Annotated in this window: 15 protein-coding genes; all 15 read right to left on the bottom strand. The window is 41.2% G+C overall.

Annotated features, from left to right (window positions below; all coding sequences use genetic code 11):
* Window positions 1-2 precede the first annotated feature (2 nt).
* Window positions 3-1,352: an amino acid permease gene (locus ABC374_RS05340; RefSeq protein ID WP_350301807.1), complete on the bottom strand. Its 1,350-nt coding sequence runs from the start codon at window positions 1,350-1,352 to the stop codon at window positions 3-5.
* 14 nt (window positions 1,353-1,366) lie between these two features.
* A complete protein-coding gene (gene kynU / locus ABC374_RS05335; protein ID WP_413020275.1) occupies window positions 1,367-2,653 on the bottom strand; it encodes a kynureninase in 1,287 nt (428 codons plus the stop codon).
* A 32-nt stretch (window positions 2,654-2,685) separates the two neighbouring features.
* Window positions 2,686-4,200, bottom strand: coding sequence for a carboxylesterase/lipase family protein (locus tag ABC374_RS05330; protein ID WP_413016379.1), 1,515 nt, complete (start codon window positions 4,198-4,200; stop codon window positions 2,686-2,688).
* A gap of 224 nt (window positions 4,201-4,424) precedes the next feature.
* Window positions 4,425-4,838, bottom strand: coding sequence for a MerR family transcriptional regulator (locus ABC374_RS05325; RefSeq protein WP_241590541.1), 414 nt, complete (start codon window positions 4,836-4,838; stop codon window positions 4,425-4,427).
* 85 nt (window positions 4,839-4,923) lie between these two features.
* Window positions 4,924-6,564, bottom strand: coding sequence for a SulP family inorganic anion transporter (locus ABC374_RS05320; protein WP_413016376.1), 1,641 nt, complete (start codon window positions 6,562-6,564; stop codon window positions 4,924-4,926).
* A 509-nt stretch (window positions 6,565-7,073) separates the two neighbouring features.
* Window positions 7,074-8,483, bottom strand: coding sequence for a GH1 family beta-glucosidase (locus ABC374_RS05315; protein WP_413016374.1), 1,410 nt, complete (start codon window positions 8,481-8,483; stop codon window positions 7,074-7,076).
* A 539-nt stretch (window positions 8,484-9,022) separates the two neighbouring features.
* Window positions 9,023-9,700: a beta-phosphoglucomutase gene (pgmB, locus tag ABC374_RS05310; RefSeq protein WP_413016373.1), complete on the bottom strand. Its 678-nt coding sequence runs from the start codon at window positions 9,698-9,700 to the stop codon at window positions 9,023-9,025.
* Window positions 9,681-10,838, bottom strand: a complete 1,158-nt coding sequence (locus ABC374_RS05305; protein ID WP_413016371.1) for a glycerate kinase — start codon at window positions 10,836-10,838, stop codon at window positions 9,681-9,683. The genes pgmB and ABC374_RS05305 overlap by 20 nt, the downstream gene beginning before the upstream one ends.
* Window positions 10,839-10,960: 122 nt before the next feature.
* Entirely contained in the window at window positions 10,961-13,183 is a 2,223-nt protein-coding gene (locus ABC374_RS05300) for a glycoside hydrolase family 65 protein (RefSeq protein ID WP_413016369.1), read from the bottom strand.
* Window positions 13,180-14,214: a Gfo/Idh/MocA family protein gene (locus tag ABC374_RS05295; RefSeq protein ID WP_413016367.1), complete on the bottom strand. Its 1,035-nt coding sequence runs from the start codon at window positions 14,212-14,214 to the stop codon at window positions 13,180-13,182. The genes ABC374_RS05300 and ABC374_RS05295 overlap by 4 nt, the downstream gene beginning before the upstream one ends.
* On the bottom strand, window positions 14,211-15,026 hold the full coding sequence (locus ABC374_RS05290) for a sugar phosphate isomerase/epimerase family protein (RefSeq protein ID WP_413016365.1): 816 nt from the start codon (window positions 15,024-15,026) through the stop codon (window positions 14,211-14,213). The genes ABC374_RS05295 and ABC374_RS05290 overlap by 4 nt, the downstream gene beginning before the upstream one ends.
* A gap of 106 nt (window positions 15,027-15,132) precedes the next feature.
* Complete coding sequence (locus tag ABC374_RS05285; protein ID WP_413016363.1) at window positions 15,133-16,191, bottom strand: zinc-dependent alcohol dehydrogenase; 1,059 nt, start codon at window positions 16,189-16,191, stop codon at window positions 15,133-15,135.
* A 37-nt stretch (window positions 16,192-16,228) separates the two neighbouring features.
* On the bottom strand, window positions 16,229-17,077 hold the full coding sequence (locus ABC374_RS05280) for a carbohydrate ABC transporter permease (RefSeq protein ID WP_413020274.1): 849 nt from the start codon (window positions 17,075-17,077) through the stop codon (window positions 16,229-16,231).
* Window positions 17,070-17,945, bottom strand: coding sequence for a carbohydrate ABC transporter permease (locus ABC374_RS05275; protein ID WP_413016361.1), 876 nt, complete (start codon window positions 17,943-17,945; stop codon window positions 17,070-17,072). Before ABC374_RS05275 ends, ABC374_RS05280 begins: the two co-directional genes overlap by 8 nt.
* A 133-nt stretch (window positions 17,946-18,078) precedes the next feature.
* The gene (locus ABC374_RS05270; RefSeq protein ID WP_413016359.1) at window positions 18,079-19,380 is read right to left on the bottom strand and encodes an ABC transporter substrate-binding protein; all 1,302 of its coding nucleotides are present in this window, start codon (window positions 19,378-19,380) and stop codon (window positions 18,079-18,081) included.
* Window positions 19,381-19,386: the final 6 nt, after the last annotated feature.

The following is a 19,386-nucleotide window of genomic DNA, read 5'->3' as shown; positions in this document are numbered from 1 at the left end:
CTTTACTTTCTTTTGAATTTCGTCATCAATAAATAAACGATGCAAAGAAAGATCAGCCAAGGAACCCCGAACTGGAGCACGATTTTAAATGGGCCAGTGAACCAGGTAGATACCGTCAAAGCAAACAAAAGAAATGCACCAAGAATCGTTAGATATGGAAATCCATACATTTTAACCGGTAATTTGCGGCCCCCTGATTTCTCCCACCTCTTCCTGAAATATAAATGGGAAATGAAAACCATGAACCAGGTTAAAATGGCCCCGAACATCGATATCCCCATCATGAATGCATATGAAGTATCCGGAAGCAGAACCTTTACTCCTGCAGCAAGAAATATTCCTAAAGTGGATATGAGAAGTGCCCTTACCGGGACACCTTTCCTGCTCACTTTTTGAAATAGGGCTGGAGCCTGCTTTTGCTCGGATAACGAAAATATCATTCTGGTGGAGGCATATAATTGACTATTCATTGCAGATAAAGCAGCAGTTAAAATAATGAAATTCATTATCCCCGATGCCCCGGGAACATTCAGGATTTCCATTACCTTAACGAATGGGCTTTTATCAATACCGGCAGATTGCCAGGGAACAATCATTAACATGATTCCGATAGTCAGTACATAAAAAGTGGCAAGCCTGAAGACAGTTGCCTTCAAAGCTTTAGGGACGGCTATATCCGGGTCCTTTGCTTCGCCCGCCGTCACCGCAATCAACTCAGTTCCTAAAAAGCTGAAGAGCGAAATGAATATGGCGACCCAAAGCCCCCAAAATCCGAAAGGCATAAAACCTCCATCATTGGCATAGTTCTCTACACCGATCCCGCTTGAAGGTCCAGCGCCAATCACCACATAGGCGCCCAGTAGAATGAATATGACAATGGCGCTTATCTTGATCATTGAAAATACATACTCAAAATTCCCGAATGTATTGACACTCGTCGCATTTACATAGATTAGCAGTGCGGCAAAAAGGAAAATCCAAACACTTCCAGGTACAGCAGGGAACCAGTATTTCATATAAACAGCGATGGCACTCACTTCGACACCAATGGCAAGAACATTCGCTATCCAATAGGAATACCTCACAACAAAACCCGCAAATGGACTTATATATTTTTCAGCAATGGTTCCAAAGGATCCCGATGTTGGATAGGCTACAGTCATTTCCGCCAAACAGCCCATCAGCAGAAGGACAATGAATGCACCTATTGCATAGCTGATAAGTACACTTGGACCTGCCGTTGAAATCGCAAGGCCGCTTCCCAAAAATAACCCGGTGCCAATTGCACATCCCATGGCTATCATGGTGATTTGATTCGATGATAATTCACGATGCAGTTTATTTTTCTCCATATGTTGCTCCCATTCTAGGCAATGATTCCCCTTTTATTTTCATAGTTTTCATATAATCTGCCGTCCATGATCTTCTTAAGCACCTGTACAGTTTCATAGACTTCCTGAAAAGAGGTATAAAGAGCAACAGGTGCTAAACGAATCATATTCGGTTCACGATAATCGGGTATGATGGCCTCTTGTTTCAATGCTTTACATATTCTTGCAGCTTCTGGATGTTCAAGAATGATATGACCGCCCCTTTTTGCTTCATGCCTTGGGCTCCCAATCTCAAACCCATATCCCGTCAATTCCGATTGTATTAAATCCATAAGATATTGAGTCAGCTTCAAGGATTTCTTCCGGACTTGCTCTATCCCCGCTTCCGCAAATATTTCAAGCGAGCCTAAAAGGGGAGCCATGCTTAATATATGGGGAGTTCCAATTTGAAAGGCACCTGCCGAATTTGCCTGGGTAAAGGTATGTTCCATATCGAACTGCTTATCTTTCCGCGAGCCAAACCATCCAGCCAACCCGGGCAGCCTTGCAAAATGCTTACGGTTCACATATAACCCCGCTACACATCCTGGTCCGCCATTCAAATGCTTATAATTACACCAAAACGCGAAATCCACTTCCCAGTTGTCAAACAAATGCGGGATGGCTCCCACGGAATGACAGGCATCGAATCCTATCATGATTCCACGTGCATGCGCTTCCTTTGTTAACCTCGCCATATCAAGGACCTGACCGCTTCGATATAAAACCGTCGGAAGTACAATCAATGCTATTTCCTCGTTCATTTCTGCAATGATGTCTTCTTCTTCAAGGAATTTACCATCTCGGCTTTTCACCTGAACCAAGTGTGCCGAAGGATCAAGCCCATGCAATCGGAGCTGGCTTTGAAGTGCATAGATATCACTCGGGAAGGTTAGTTCATCCGCCAAAATCTTATTCCTGCCAGCTCTCGGTTCAAAAAAAGTGGCCGCAAGCTGATGCAGATTAGCTGTAGTCGACCCTCCCATTATCACTTCATCCTCTAAAGCACCTACCAGCGGGGCACTCAATTCACCCAATCTCTCAGAAAAGTAAAACCAGGGCTCGGTGCCTTCCGTCCACCCATCGATTCCAAACCTTTTCCAATCTTCCAATGACTTCATTAAACTTTTCTCAGCCCGCTTTGATAAAAGTCCCAATGAGTTGCCATCCATATAAATCATTCCGGGGTTCAAGTAGAACTCCTCTCTGTAAGAAACTAATGGATCTTCCTGATCCAAAGTTTTCGCATACTCTTTCGTTGACATGAAATTATTGATATCCATGTTCTCCCCGCTTTCTTCCAAGCCACTATTTTTCACTTGTAAATCCCTACCCCTTCCCATGCCAACCTTATCATTCTGTCAGGATCTTTTTCAATATAATCCTTTTTATCAAAAATCATTGTGTAGTGATTTCTTTCATCATATTTCGGCCAGATTTCGCCTTCCGGGGGATTGGGGTTTCCATGTTTCGCAAAGTTGATCCAATGGCCCTGCATTCTATGGGAAACCTTTAGGGCAGCTGACCTTGAACCATATGAAGTAATCCGTTTCCCAAATGCCGAGTCGAAAGTCTGGAAGGCAAAAGGAATTTCCATACCATGTGTCGCCCCTAATTTACTTATGCGCATTGCGGCCGTTTTATAATCAAAACGGTACATCCATGTTTTTTCAAAGCGGCTATATGCCTCTGCATACCAAACCGAGGGAATATGGAAAGTCGCATCACGGCCAATGCCAAGTGCAGCTTCCTTTTCTGGGTAGTTTATATAAGCATTCGTAATTCGCTCTTTCGCCTCTGGATCAGTGTTATCGAACATTTTCTGAATCATCGCCGCATTAGTTGGGATTAACGGGGGATCCATCTGGTCGAATAATGTTGCTTCGTCCCTATTTGTTCCTATAAGCAAGGGTATTCCCTTTGCTTTTCCGGTTCGAATCGAATCTAGTGGATAATCGGGCAGGAAGTCACCATCTACGACAGGTCCAAATGATAGTGAGCCCGGCATGGCCTGTGAATTTTCCTGCAAGAGTTGGTAGGAGGCCCCGACAATCTCTTGAACTGGAAGTGTCTTTAAGCGGTGGATTTCATCCTTTCCAATTCCCAATATTTCAAGGAACCTTTCACTGAATTGGCGCGCAAATCCTTTTCCGTAAACAGATGTCGGAGCGGGACTTTCCGCAATGGCCTGTTTAAAAAGTCCTCTCGCTGAAGGAACAGTAAGTAAAGTCGTCACCGCATTGCCACCAGCTGATTCACCAAATATCGTAACATTATCAGGGTCGCCGCCAAACGCTTCTATATTTTCTTTAACCCATTTCAGAGACGCAACTTGATCACGTAAACCTAAATTGGTTTCAAATATTTCCCCATCACCTGCCAACTCGGAAAAATCCAGATATCCCAGTGCCCCCAGCCTATAGTTGATGCTTACTACGACTACATCCCCATTCTTAGCCAGTAAATGTCCATTGTACATATCAAGGGATCCAGCTCCCGTTATGTATGCTCCTCCAGGAATCCACACCATGACCGGGCGTTTTTTATCATCAGCCCTAGGCGACCAAATATTCAGGAACAAGCAATCCTCATCCATTTTTTCATTTCCGGTCATTCCCGTCCTTACCGCCCGATCCATCGGCTGCGGGGGAATCGGACCAAAATCCACTGCATCCAGGACACCGCTCCACTTATCAACTGGCTCCGGCGAGAGGAAACGAAGGCCCTCAATCGGCGCTTTCGCATACCTGACTCCACGCCAAACGCATATATCGTTTTCCATAGTACCTTGAAGATGTCCTTTTACCGTCGTAACTATCGATCCAATCATTCCCTTTCACCTCTTCATATAGTAGTAGATACTTAAGTTCTTCTTTTTCCAATCCCTTATATCCTTCATCTTCATTGAAAAAAGATCTATAGACTCCGTTAAAATAAAGTACCGCTATCGTATATAAAGTCAGGTTATCCTTTTGAGTTTGTAGTTTTCATTAAATGTCCAGTTAACAAAAAAAGACCCAATCAGGTCCTTTTTTGTTGAACTTGGCAAAAAGCTTAGGCGAGCATGGCAAGGATACTCAATAAAGAGCTGCCCCGAACGGAAAGCTGTTGTGCAGCATATGTTAATTGCTGTTCATCGAGCTGTTCCAATAAAGGCTTTAATTCCAGCAATTCATTCTCCAGTCCTTTAAGGTCTGTAGATAGCTTGTCCACCATCAAGAGCACTTGCTCCGAATCAACAGTGGTTTCCGACCAGACTTGTAACCGTTCCTTGATTTCGGTCAAAGGCATATTCTGTTCTTTATACCGATTAATCATTTGAAGACGATTTAAAGCATCTTCTGTGTAATACCGATATCTTGACCCAGTTTTTTCATAGTTCAGCATTCCTAATTGTGTGTAATAGTCAATGGTTCTTCTCGAAACATTCGCTAGTTCAGCAAGCTGGCCAATCCGATATACATTCACCCAGATAGTCACCTTCTTTTAAAAATCTACTGTTAACGATACTATAACATAACTATCCAAAAAGGTGACTTCAAGGATGAAACTATTAGACTACTTTATCCGAATTGCCCTTCAACTGCTTCTTGGCAAAATACAGGGCATCTTCCTTCGATTTAAAAAAGTGCTGTTTATCTATTTTATGATACAACCCAGTGCTGAGTAACAATTCCTTGGGTTGCTGCTGGATTCCTGAAATGATTAATTTCCCCTTATATTTTCCGATGCGATTAACAATCGCCAATAGTGCAGCCTCTGCTGAAGTGTCCATATATGTTACCCGGCGCATGCTTAATACCAACACTTTCGTCTTATTATCCAAGTTCTCCAATATCGATGACTCCAAGACGTCTATCGAACCAAAGAAGAGGGGACCTTCCAAGTTATACACATTGATCTTTGAATCCGAATTATCAATTGGAATAATCTCGGTAATCTCATGACTTCTTTCCCTGACTTTTAACGTGTGGCTCATTTTTGCAATGAAGGTGATGAATGCAATCAATAAGCCGATTCCCACTCCCATGATTAAATCAGTGAAGACTGTGACGAGGAAGGTGACTAGCAAAACCGCAGAATCCGCCGTCTTCGTTTTCAATACATGAGCGAATTCCTTTCTTTCACTCATATTCCAGGCAACAAACATCAATATGGGCGCCATGCTTGCCAAAGGTATATGCGCTGCATATGGAGAAAGCACCAGCAAAACCAGTAAAACGACAATTCCGTGAATGACTCCGGACATCGGGGAGGCTGCCCCGCTTTTTATATTGGTAGCTGTCCTGGCAATGGCACCTGTTGCAGGTATCCCGCCGAAGAATGGGGTCGCGATGTTCGCGATTCCTTGCCCAACCAATTCCTTGTTACTATCATGCTTGGTTCCCCCCATGTTATCGGCCACGGTAGCGGATAACAATGACTCGACACCGCCTAACAAGGCAATGGTAAAAGCAACGGGAAGGAGTGTGATAATGACTTCCACTGATAGATCCGGCACTTGAAATTCCGGAAAACCTTTTGGAATCGCTCCATACGTGGAACCAATCGTAGCCACCTTATCGGGAAATAAAAAGTAAGCTGCCATTGTTGATATTAGCAGACCCAGAAGCGGTCCTGGCACTCGTGGCAGAAGTCTAGGTGCGAGCAGAATGACGACAAAACATATTATCGCAACAATCACACTATATAGATTGATCGTGCCTGCTTTAATCACCAGTTCCTTCATGTTATCCATGAACGCTTCATGTTTTTCCACTTTCATACCAAAGAAGTTGGCAATTTGGCCTGAAAAGATTATTATCGCAATTCCTGTTGTAAATCCAATGATGACGGGACGGGGAATGAACTTCATCAAATTGCCTACCTTAAGCAGACCCATCAGGACTAACATTATTCCGGCTAAAAACCCGGCAATAAGCAGGCTTTCATACCCATATTGCATAACGATTCCAAATAATAAAGGAACAAACGCCCCGGTTGGCCCTCCAATTTGATACTTGGAGCCACCCAAAATCGATATGAGGATTCCAGCGATGATGGTCGTATATAACCCGTATATCGGTTCGACGCCTGAAGCAATTGCAAAAGCCAATCCTAAAGGGATGGCTACAACACCTACGACCAATCCTGCCGTTACATCCTTTTGAAAACCTTTCATATTATATCCTTGAAATCTAGAATCTTTTATCATCTTTTTAAAACTCACATCCTTAGTCGTTTTTTTAGTTGGAATCTACCTTCATCAGGAAAAATGACATTCTTTCATTTTAGAGGGAGTGCTTGATCGAAATTAATCTAACTATTGTAGGTTTTTTCAACGGGACAAACCATGCGGGGGGACTTTTCAAAGCTAAGAAATAATCGTCATATGTAATCTCCTTATGTTAAGTTATTTGACATGGTCTCGACCACGCTTCAACATTATACAGTAAAACGTAAAACTGTACATTGTTAGCAATGTAAACATTTGTTTACATTTTTTAGAATATTTTTACATGTACATTACAATCCGGGACCTTACTTCCAGTCTAGTTAATTTGAAGCCGGAGATTCAGACTACAAATCAGGAGGTTTGAACTTTGGACTAATTCCCCATATCAGAAAACTTGATTAATGCCAATAGAAAAAGCATGTTTTGAGAAAGATTGCTCAAAACATGCTCTATAAAAACTCAAGGCTCTATATACTTTTTCTTTCAGTTTACAGCTCTTCTCCTCTCGTCTCGATAATATGCTTATACCAATGAAACGACAGCTTCTTTTTCCGGTTTAACTGATCATGATGATCCACGTAAATAAATCCGTATTGCTTCTTATACCCGTTTAACCAACTTAATAGATCAATGGCAGACCATGCGTAATATCCTTTTAAATGGATACCTTCTTTGATTGCTCGCTTAATCACTTTTAAGTGCTCCTCAATATATTTAATACGGGGAACATCCACTATTTCACCATCGATAATCGGATCCTCATCACCAAGTCCGTTTTCTGTAACATACATTTTAATATCACCATAACGCTCTTTTAACATATGCAGCCCATCTAAGAATCCTTGAGGTGAGATTTCCCAGCCCCATTTAGTATATGTTTTATCTTCCATTTTTACGGTCCGATAAAAGCCATCAAAAGACGGGTTTCCTGGAGCTAGAGTAGATGTTTCTCTTGAATGCTCCATGTTTGAGGTGGCTTCCCGATTTTTTTCCACACGGATGGGCTGGTAATAATTGAGTCCAATAAAATCATTTTTCCCCGCATTTCTTTTTAGCGTATCCAGTTCTTCTTCGGTCCAACTTGGTGTCCAGCCTTTCTCCTTTAATTGCTCAACCACATAAGCTGGATATTCACCTTTTAAAATTGGGTCATAATACCAAAAAGTTTCATATTCATTGGCATGCTTAGCAGCTAATACATTCTCATGTTTGTCATCAATACTATAAGCTGGCAGGAAGACATGGGTAATCCCAATTTCACCGTAATGATTCAGTGCCTTATATACCTCTACCGCTTTGGCATGTGCATAAAAAACGTAATGTGTCGCTTGAAAGTATTTATTTTCATCGTTTTGGATTCCAGGCGGGTGCGCTCCTTTTAAATACCCCAAACCGCAAAACATAACCGTTTCATTAAACGTGATCCAATGTTTGACGCGGTCTCCGAATGCGAGAAAACAAATCTCCGCATACTTGACGAATGCTTCAGCTGTTCGCTTATTCGTCCATCCCCCATCTTGTTCAAGCGTCAAAGGCAAATCCCAATGATACAGCGTAACAAATGGAACAATCCCATATTTTAAGCATTCATTAATAACATTATTATAAAATTCCAAACCTTTTTCATTGATTTCCCCGTCACCGGTTGGCAAAATACGTGCCCATGAAATGGAAAACCGATATGATTCAAGTCCCATCTCTGCCATTAATTTAATATCTTCTTTGTAACGATGATAATGGTCTATCGCTACATCCCCGTTTGTACCTTCATATGTTTTCCCCGGTATCTTCGAGAAGACATCCCAATTCGTTATACCTTTACCATCTTCATCCCATGCTCCTTCTATTTGAAAAGAAGCGGAAGCTGCTCCGAATAAAAAATCGTGTGGAAACTTCAATTATAACCCTCCATTTCATACCCTCTTATTAAATTTATAATAATATATTTTATTCATTGGAACAAATATTAATTTTTAATTCACGTAATACATAAGTCTTAAAGATAGTATTTACTATCAGGGAATGATTAAATCCAGAATTCTGCTGAATCAACCTCTATTTTTCTAGCTGAAGATGATTGATTTTTAGTTTCATATGAAAACATGCAAAAACCCGTCCACCATTGGAGGACGGGTTACACATATATTCAAGATGTTGCTAATCATTCCACAACCGGGAGCATGTGTCGGTAAGTCATTTCTGGAAGAAAACAGTCAATGATAGTGCGGGACACAAAACGAGAGCAATGTTTTTTATTCCAGGTTTGACCCCGTTATAAAAAGAACGACCGTTGCAACTTTAAAATGAAAAATTCAAGCCGATCGGGCATCAAAGTTTTTACTGATTCACTTCAGCCTTTTCTGTTACCATCGTATGCACTGACAGTGCACTGCCTGGATTATTACTGCCCACTGTAATTAGGCAGTATCTTGGAGAATCATCTTTCTATCCATGTTTTATATTCAGCCTTTATCGTTTCCCATTGAAGTTCTTTCGTTGCATGTACCTTATAATCGGCTTTATTAAGGGTATTTCCCACACCTACAGCGAACATTCCGCTTGCCTTGATGGAGTCAATCCCTGCAGAAGCATCTTCAATTCCGATTGATCGATTTGGGTTCGCATCCAGTTGTTTACATGCCGTCAAGAAAATTTCCGGATCAGGTTTCGATTTTTTCACTTTTGCAGCATCTACAACGTAATCAAAAGTATCCTCTAACTGGAGTGCCTTTAATACGGTGCTTGCATTTCTGGAAACAGAAGCAAGACCAATGGAAATTCCTTCGAATTTAATATTGGTAATGAGCTCCAAAATCCCTGGCATTATATCTTGAGGTGTCAATTTCTTCAGAAATTCGCAGTAGTGAAGGTTCTTTTTTTCAGCCATTGTTTCTTTTTCGCTTAAAGTAAAGTCATTTTGCTGATTTCCCTCTTGTAAAATCAGCTCAAGGGAATCCATTCGGCTTACCCCCTTAAGCCTCTCGTTAAAGATCTCGTTAATACTAATACCTAGTTCATGAGCCAGTTCTCGCCAAGCCAGGAAATGATAATGCGCTGAATCAGTAATGACTCCATCAAGATCAAATACTACTGCATCAATAAATTTTTCTTCCATAATAACCGTCCCTCTCTTTTCGAAGAAGTGCTGCAACATTCCGAGATGTTCTCTCTATATTTTTAAATGCACCGCCAAGGATGTCTTCAATCGGCAGCATTGCAGGAATGGTAGGGAATATGGCATCGAATCCATGATTGTAAAGAACATCAGATCCCTTACCCACACTTCCGCAAATCGCTATTACTTTTGCTTTTGGTGGTGCGCATTTGGCTACACCTGAGGGTGCTTTTCCATATATTGTTTGGCCGTCTATTTTCCCTTCCCCCACAATCACTATATCTGCATCCTGGCAAATTTCTTTCACCTTTAGATGCTCCATCATAAGTTCAATGCCCTTTTTTAGTTTAGCTCCTGTAAATAACACCAGTCCGGCGCCCATCCCTCCACCTGCACCACTCCCTGGTAAGGAGGAGACATCCATTCCTAAGTAGTTGCCTGCCATTTGATAAAACCTGCCCATGGCATGATCCATTTCATCCAGCAACTCTTCAGGAAGCCCTTTTTGTGGACCGTAAATATAGGTTGCACCGTTATTGCCCGTTAAGGGATTGTCCACATCTGCTGCAATCGTAATATTTACAGAATCTAATCGCCTGTCACGGTTACTTTCAGACAAAGACACAATATTAAAAAGATCCCTGCCGGCACCCTTTACTGCTTTTCTTTCACCATCAAAAAATTCATAACCAAGAGCGGAAGCCATGCCTACTCCCCCATCATTGGTTGAACTCCCGCCAACTCCGATGATCAGTTCCGAGGCACCTTGGTTAACAGCGTGAAGAATAAGTTCTCCCACACCAAAAGATGTAGTTAGTAAGGGATTTCGTTGATCTATAGGTACAAGATGTAATCCGCATGCTTCCGCCATTTCGATAAATGCTGTCTCACCATCTTTCGAGAAAGCTATATCCGCTTCAACCGGCAGTCCTAGTGGACCGGTAACAGAAATGCTCTCTACTCTTCCCCTGTGAGCGGAAACCAAAGCTTGAACAGTACCTTCACCGCCGTCTGCAATTGGAAGCAAATGATACTCCGCTTTCGGAAAAATGGACATGAATCCGGATTGTATGGCTCTTGCGACCTGGTCGGATGGTAAACTCTCTTTAAATGAATCTGGTGCAATTACAATTTTCATGTTTGCCTCCTGAATGATACCTAACTAGTTCTTATGAATAATCGTGAAAGCAAGCGAGTAAAATCCCATTTCAGATGATTTCCATGCAAGTACGATGCTTTTAAGAGCGGCAGTACTTCTTCTTATTGGAAACTTACTTCAATTTTGCTCGATAGCGAATATTCAGCACCGTTTAGTTCTATTAGTACATCATCACCCGAAACTTTCGTTATTACGGCTTGATCATGTGTAAGGTTGATATGTAGGCGCGACCCTCGGAAAATTAATGGAAAGGCAAGTTCCGACCAGTCAGATGGCAAGTTAGGTTTTAAACTTAAGCGATGATCCTTAATCGAGATATTCGCAAAACCGAACATGGTTGCCATCCAGATGGCACCAAGGGATGCAGCATGAAGCCCTTCATCTGAAGATAGTGGGTTCGGGCCCAAGTCGATTAAAGATGCTTCATGGAAAAATTCATATGACTTTTCTAGTTCACCCGCTCTTGCTGCAACTATGGCATGAATCGCTTTGCTCAGTGAAGAATCGTGTATGGTGTGCTCCTCGTAATAATGCAAATTTTCAGAGATTATATCACTTGGAAATAGCTCCGGAAATAAATAAAGCAGCATAACGACATCCGCTTGTTTTAAAATTTGCATTTCATTTACTTCTTGACGTGAATAATCCATAAGAATCCCTTGACTGCCCTGAGATTCTTTATAGCGGGAAAGGTCGATTTCAGGCTTGCTGAGGAATGTATCATCCTGGGGAATGATTTTATGATCATTAGCCTTAGGTAAATATAAACGCTTTAGAAATTCCTGTCCTCGTTCCATTAACAAACCATCTGAATCCCCATACTTATCCATAAAAAATAGTGCCTGCTCAACATTGTTCCAAGCCATATAGTTTGTAAATGCATTATTATCAACGTGTTCTGTGTATTCATCCGGCCCGATGACATCTTTGATAACCAACTGCCCATTTTCTTCTACAGCCCTGCTGATCCAAAACCGGCTCGTTTCTTTAAGCAGTTCAAGCCCTTCTTTTCTCATAAAAGCATCATCTAATGTATTTTGGTAATACTCCACGACTGTATAAGCAATGTCAGCCACAATATGATGTTCAGCTATGGCGGATGCCACCTTCTGCCGCTTTCCAGTTTTAATATTAATGGCCGCAAATTCAGGTGTTTCCTCTTCTCCGGTTAAAGCACTTTCCCAAGGGAATAAAGCACCTTCGAATCCATTGGCCGCAGCTTTTGCTTTTGCATGTTCCAGTTTTAAATAACGGTAACGCAATAGTTTTCTCGCTTTTTCCGGATCTGTAAACAGATGGAATGGTAAAATGAACATTTCAGTATCCCAAAAAACATGACCTTTGTATCCTTCTCCCGTCAAACCCTTCGCACCGACACTGAAGCGTTCATCATGTGCAGGTGTCATGACTTCTATTTGATATAAAGAAAAATCAACAGCAAGCTGATCAAAATCCCTAGTTGACGTAATTTCGATGCGATTTTGCTTCCAAAATTGCGCCCACCTCCCTGCTGACTTTTCAAGTAAAGCGTCATATCCATATGAAGAGTATTTTCTTAGGGCCACAACACTGGCCACTTCAGGGCTTTTCCCCATAATATCTGCATCCAGGGACGTATAAACGGCACCGATTTTCTCTAGAGTAAAAGGGGTATCAGGCAGAAGGTCCTGCTTGATCGTGGATAGCAGCTGCCTATTTTTTGCCGAATAAGATATATCACTTTCGCCTGAACACGTAAAACACGCTGCAAGTGCAATCGTATGCCCTGATTCAGTAGTTTTATAGATACCCTGTATTAAGTCCCCCTCAATTACACGAACCTTTTCTTCAATAAGATGCTGTCTTCCAAAGTTAGTTTGCTGCGCATTGATTCCAGTAACTATTTTTATTTGAGTGGTTTTGTCTAAAGAAATGACCGTTAATTTAGTACCTAGGACATGAAGGTCATTTTTTGCTGCAAAACGTTGAAAAGTAAAACGGTATCGTGCACCTGATTTGCTTTTCCATAATATTTCACGGTTTAATTCCCCGGTCTCAAAGTTTAGCTGGCGTTTATATGAAAGGACTTCCCCCGTTAGCAGGGAAAAAGTTTCTCCATCAACCTCAATATTCATTCCTATCATATCTGGCAAATTGACTAATTCGGACGGTTCATTAGCCGTTGCTTTATTATAAATACCGGCTACATACATACCTCGTGTTTGATCTGCATAGTTTTCTTCATGAGTGGCACGCAGACCACAGTATCCATTGCCTATTGTCATTAAACTAGCAAATTTATTTATATAACGCAGGTCAAATTCCTTTTCCTCTAATTTTTTCATATGGTTACACTTTCACCTTTTTCAGCAGATTGATAGAGAGCTTCGATAAGTTGCAAGATCAAGTAACCTTCTCTTCCATTAGCCACCATGACTTCCTTGCCCAAACATTTATCAACAAAAGCAGCCAATCCTTTCTGAAGCCTGTCTGGATCAGCTGTCTTTCTGTCCAAAATCGTCACTAATTCACCTTTTTGATCAGTATAAATACTGGCAGGAAAAAGTGTTGCTCCCGCCTCATCTCCACAGAATTCCACATTCATGATTGATGTTTCTTTAATATTTAAAGCGAATGAAGTCTCGAGTTGCAGCAAGCAACCGCCTTCAAGCTCAATGAATCCAAAAAGGGAATCTTCCACTTCAAACTTTTTTGGATCCCATTCCCCAAAAGATCCATGTGATTTTTTTGGGCCAATTTTTTGAAACATCTTGGCCGTTACCTTCTCCACTTTTGGATAACCCAACACATAGAGGGCGGCATCAAGCATGTGGACACCCAAATCTATTAGCGGCCCCCCTCCTTGCGCTTCTTTATTTATGAAATTCCCCCACCCTGGTACACCGCTTCGGCGCAGGGCTTTTGCTTTTACGACATAAATATCCCCCAGCACACCTTCTGTCACTTTTTTTCGCAAAATTTTAACATCATCAGCAAAACGGTGATGAAAATTATATGCAAGAATAAGATTGTTTTCTTTTGCAACTTCTTGCATATGCTTTGCTTCTATAGCGGAAGTAGCCGGCGGTTTCTCGCACATTACATGACAGCCGTATTCCAATGCCTTTATCACATTTTCATAATGATATCGATTCGGCGTGCAGACACTGACGATGTCAGGCTGTTCTGCCTGAAACATCTCATCTGCATCTGTATAGGAACGTGCTATTCCGTTCCGTTCCGCAAAGTTTTTTGTCCACTCAATATTTCGACCAACGACTGCAACAATTTCTACTTCTTCACGTGTATGATAGTAGGGAACATGCACTTTTTCTGCCGTTTGTCCTCCACCAATTATCGCAACTTTCTTCTTCATCCTTGTTCAGCCCCTCTAAAGCCTAATGATTGGTGGAGGTGTCGCAATGCTTTTAAATATTCTTCTTTTGGATCATTTCCCCTTACACGGCATTCAAGTGTTAAAAAGCCATCATATCCATCTTCTTTTAGTTGATTGAATGGTGTCTTGAAATCCAGTGAGCCGCTCCCCGGCTGAAAACGATGATTATCCGCCAAGTGAATGTGCCCAATCAAGTCCCGATTTGTGTGTAATGCCTCTGGAATATCATCTTCTTCAATATTCATATGATAGAAGTCCGCAATGATTTTTACATTGTTTAAATTATTTTCTTCTATGTAACTTCTTGCGTCGGCTAATGTGTTGATCATATGATCCTGATAGCGATTCAATGGTTCCAGGAAAATAGTCGTCTCTGTCTCTTTTGCGATTGTGTCCAGGTATAGAAGGGAATTACTTATGGACTGTTTATCACCCTCCCGGCTTCTGGGAGAAACCATTGGGGGCAGACGGTAAGTGAACATGCCCCATGCAGCTGGAACTACAATCCCCTTCCCACCTACTTCTTGTAACGCTTCCAGGATTTTTTTGATTTCACCTAAACCATTTAGTCTGCGTTCTTCGATAAAGTCACCAATCCAGCCTGTATAGCCTCCGCAGGCAGTCGTTACCGGAATTCCTGTTTCCGCTATGGCATCTTTTATTTCGTCTAGATTGTCAACTAAAAGTCTGCCATCAATTTCAAATCCTTCGAAGCCAGCCTCTTTTAAGAAATGAAATTTTTCTTTGATATTCCTAGGGAAAAACTCCTGGTCCTGTGTACCAATTTTCATTAAAAACTCCCCCAAACACATGTATTAAAATGAAAAATTCACCAATATAAGCGATTTACATTTTTTCAAATCGTAAGGAAACCGCTACAGCTGCTCTAACTCATTTTTATTTTTTATACTCGATACCCATTTTAATACTTAGTTCAGGATGCTGATCTACATATTCCATGTACGCTTCAGCGCACTTTTCAAATGGTACGATTGGTTCGATGATGTCTTCACAATTCAGATACCCGTTCATCAGCAACTCCCAGCAGGTCTCCTCTATCCGCTTTCTATTCCAGCGTGGATAATCTGGATTAGGTTCGCTGGCTGCGCGGGAGAATACAATCTTAGCATTATTAAAATGAGCTTCACGGCCAAAATTCAACCCTTCAGGGAAAGCTTTCCCAAAGGCTACATATGAGATGGTCCCGCCATATGCAATACCCTTTAGTGCCGCCTGAAGAGCTGCAGCATTGCCGCTTGTTTCAATGATTGAATCAGCCCCTATTTTATTTGTCAGCTTTTTCACTTCAAATCCTACATCGCAAGCAGTTGGATCTAAACAAATATCCGCCCCGTTACGAAGTGCAATATCCCGGCGCTGGTTCAGAGGGTCAATTCCGACAACAATACTCGCACCTGCTTTTTTAGCCAACTGGATTGCCAGTTGTCCAATTGCACCCAGCCCAACCACAACTACGTAATCACCTGCGCGAACATTAGCATCGCGTACACCGCTCATTGCAAATTGTGCAGGATCATAACATACTGCATTTTGCCATTTAGAACCTTCTGGCATTTTCCGTAAACGGTGGTTCTCAACCGCATTTACAATAACAGTCTCCCTGATTGGTCCATATGTACAAACCGTCTCCCCCACCTGGTAACCCGTTACTTCGGACCCAACTTCAATTATTTGACCTACAACCATATTTCCAAGCTGGAATTCACCAAATACGATCCCTTTAGCTGTACCTTCTTCCCGTGGCATAAACATCCGCCAATCTTCAGAGAAGTTCTCATCCATAAAAGGAGTCATCCCGCGAAAGTCTATAACTTCCGTGCCATGTTTAGGAGAGGCAAACTGCACTTCTATTTTCACCTCATTTGGTTTTATGGAAATGTCTTCATAATCCAGCAATTCCGCTACTCTTGGTTTTACTGCAACTAGTTTTTTCATAATAAATTACCTTCTCTCAATTATTTGAATTTTCCGTTTACCCTTTCACTCCACCTTCAGTTACGTTTCCTTTTATGAAGTGTTCTGAGATTGCGTACATCGCTACAACAGGCAGCGCCGTTATAAGCGAAGCGGCCATCATTCTGCCCCATATATAGTCAGGTGTACTGAACAAAGCATTTAAGCCGATTGGAAGCGTGAAGTTTGCGGAATCCGATAAGAAAATGGATGCAAATAGGTAATCATTCCAAGCGACCATAAAGGAATATACAAAAACGGATATGATACCTGATAAGGCTAGTGGAATAATAATATAGAAAATGATCTGCACACGATTCAACCCATCAATCATCGCCGCTTCCTCCAAATCATCCGGGATAGTGTCAAAATAACTTTTTAACATGAATATCGAGGTTGGAAGAGTTTGAACAATCATCGTGATAATCAGTGCTGTTTTCGTATCATATAACCCAAGTCCGGAGATGATTTTAAATAAAGGAACGACAAGCAAAATCCCAGACAACATATACACCGTATAAAAACTAGCATTAATGGTGGTTTTACCGATAAATTTCAACTTCGAAAGGGCGTAAGCCCCGAAAATTCCTATTGCAACGGACAGCAATGCTGCAGTAAGGGCCACTATTAAACTATTTTTAAAATAAGCTAAATAGGGGAAGATATCGGGATTAAAGATATCGACATAATGCTGGAATGTCCAATCTTCCGGAAAAAAGGATGGGTTAGTGGCAACCGCTTCCTTAGAACTTTTAAAGGAAGTCATCAACATGATAAAGAATGGGAATAGGGAAATAGTCAACAGGATGATCAGCCCAAGATAAAACCTGATCTTTCTTGCTGCTTTATTCTTTTTACTGCTAGCCATTGCCATTTAATTTCACCCGCTTTCTTGATGCTATTATAACGATAGAAAGAATGATAAAAAGAATTACAGAGATGGATGCGGCTTTACCAAGATCATTAAAAGCAAATGCAGTTTCATATAGGTAAATTCCAATAATGTTCACTTTGTTTGTTAACAGATATACATCTGTGAACATATAGAACAACCAGATGGAACGTAAAGTTATAATTGTTATCAGCACAGGCATAATTGCCGGGATGGTAACGTTTTTGAACTTTTCCCAGGTGGAAGCTCCATCAATTTCTGCCGCCTCATATAAACTTGAATCCACCGTCTGCAATATCGCCAGGAATGAGATGAACGCATAAGGAAAGTATCTCCATATTGCAAAAAGAACGACTAGAATGAAGCTGCTAACAGGATTGTCAAACCAGAGTGGTGCCTTTTCAAATAAATGAAACACGTCAACCCCTAAATGGTTTACGACACCATAGCCATTATTGAACATGTATTTCCAAGCAAAAACCAAAGAAATTGAAGGTGTAACATAAGACAGAATAATCATTGAACGGGCAGCCTTACGGAATTTGAATGGACGGTTAAAAAAGATTGCCACAACCAATCCCAAGGCTGTACTCCCTGCCACCGCTAAAATCATGTATAAAAGTGTAATTCCCAATGATTTTAAAAATTCGATATCCGTCAGTATATCTGTATAGTTATTTAACCCGACAAAGGTTGCACTTAGCCTTGGGTTAATTGGAAGATCAAAAAAGCTGATCTTTATGTTAGATATCATTGGGTATGCAACCAGCAAAAGCACTAAAAAGACACTTGGGAAAAGTAGCACCACTGCCAATTTCAAATCTGATTTCCCTCTTTTTTTCATTTTCACGGTCCCCCTAAATAATCACATTTTTTAAATCGTACAAACCAATAAGGGATTTTCTACCTTTATCGTTAGGCGTAGACCTTGGACATATTTCTAAAAATAGAGGGTCTTAATCACCTTCTCTAATGCCTTATTTTTTTAAGACTTCTTTCATTTTCTGTTCAGCGCTTTTAAGTTCCATATCAACGGTTTTTTCACCGACTGTTATATCATTCACTAATTTGGGAATAGTGCCTGAACTCGATATATCTCCCATTTTCAAGTAGTTTTTTTCACCAACCAAACCAAACACTTGGATATCATTAAATGATGCTGCGATTTCGGTTGATAAGTCTCCGAAGGCTTTTACAACTTCATTTGCCGTATATGCAGCATTTTTTGTAACCGCTTTACTAACTGGTTGTGCACCGCCTGGCGACATTAAAACCCACTCGGTCATATTTTCCGGTTTGGACAAAAACGTTGTGAATTTCTGTGCTGCTTCTTTTTGAGTATCATCCAATCCAGAAGAGATCGTGATTGCAGAAACCGTTCCAAACACCGCTCTTGTTTTTTTCTCTGGAATTGCAAACCCAATATTTCCTGCATCGCCTTCTTCGTATACAGAAGGCAGGATATAAGTTGAGTATACCGCCATTGGTGTTGTACCATTCATGAATGCATCTTTCACTTCAGTGGTATCATTTGAACCGGGCATAGTGTATTGGGCCAATTCTTTATAATAAGTCAGCGCTTCTTTCATCGCCTTTTTATTAAAATCCAACTGCCCTTTGCCATCAAGTACATTCGCATTGTTTGAAAGAGCAAATTGTGAGAATGCCTGCTCTGAAAATCCGCCTTCAACAGTCGGCAAACCAATACCATACTTTTTATTGCTGCTGTCAGTAAATGCCTGAGCGATCGACATTACATCTTCCCACGTTTTCGGCTCTTCAAATCCTTTAGATGCCAGCATTTCTTTATTAAACCAAATGCCTTGAACCCAGCCACTGATAGGGACACCCGTGTGCCCTTTCCCATCTTCTGGTGTTACTAGTTTTAAGGCACCATCATAAAAGTCTTCCTTACCAGCTTTATCGAGCGTATTACTAACTGCCTCTTTGTCGATAAGTTGTTCTTTATCCATGACTTTGGCATAATCCTGTCCGACTTCAAGGACCGCAGGAAGTTTTCCGGCACTTGCTAAAGTGATGATTTTTGTATTATATGAACCTTCTTGAACCGGAATTTGCTTGATTTTAATAGTGGGATTTTCCTTCTCAAACCTTTTTACCAGCTTGTTGATGACAGCTAGACGCTCTTGCTCTACAGAGGAATGCATGAACTCAATCGTTGTTTTTGCATTTTCTCCTGTCTTTTCGTTCCAACCGCATGCTGATAAAGCAATGCTTAAAACTAAGATAACTACCAAACTTGGGATTTTGATTTTCATCTTTTT

Source organism: Peribacillus phoenicis (assembly GCF_047238085.1).
GTDB lineage: Bacteria > Bacillota > Bacilli > Bacillales > DSM-1321 > Peribacillus.
This window is presented reverse-complemented; position numbering and strand designations above follow the sequence as displayed.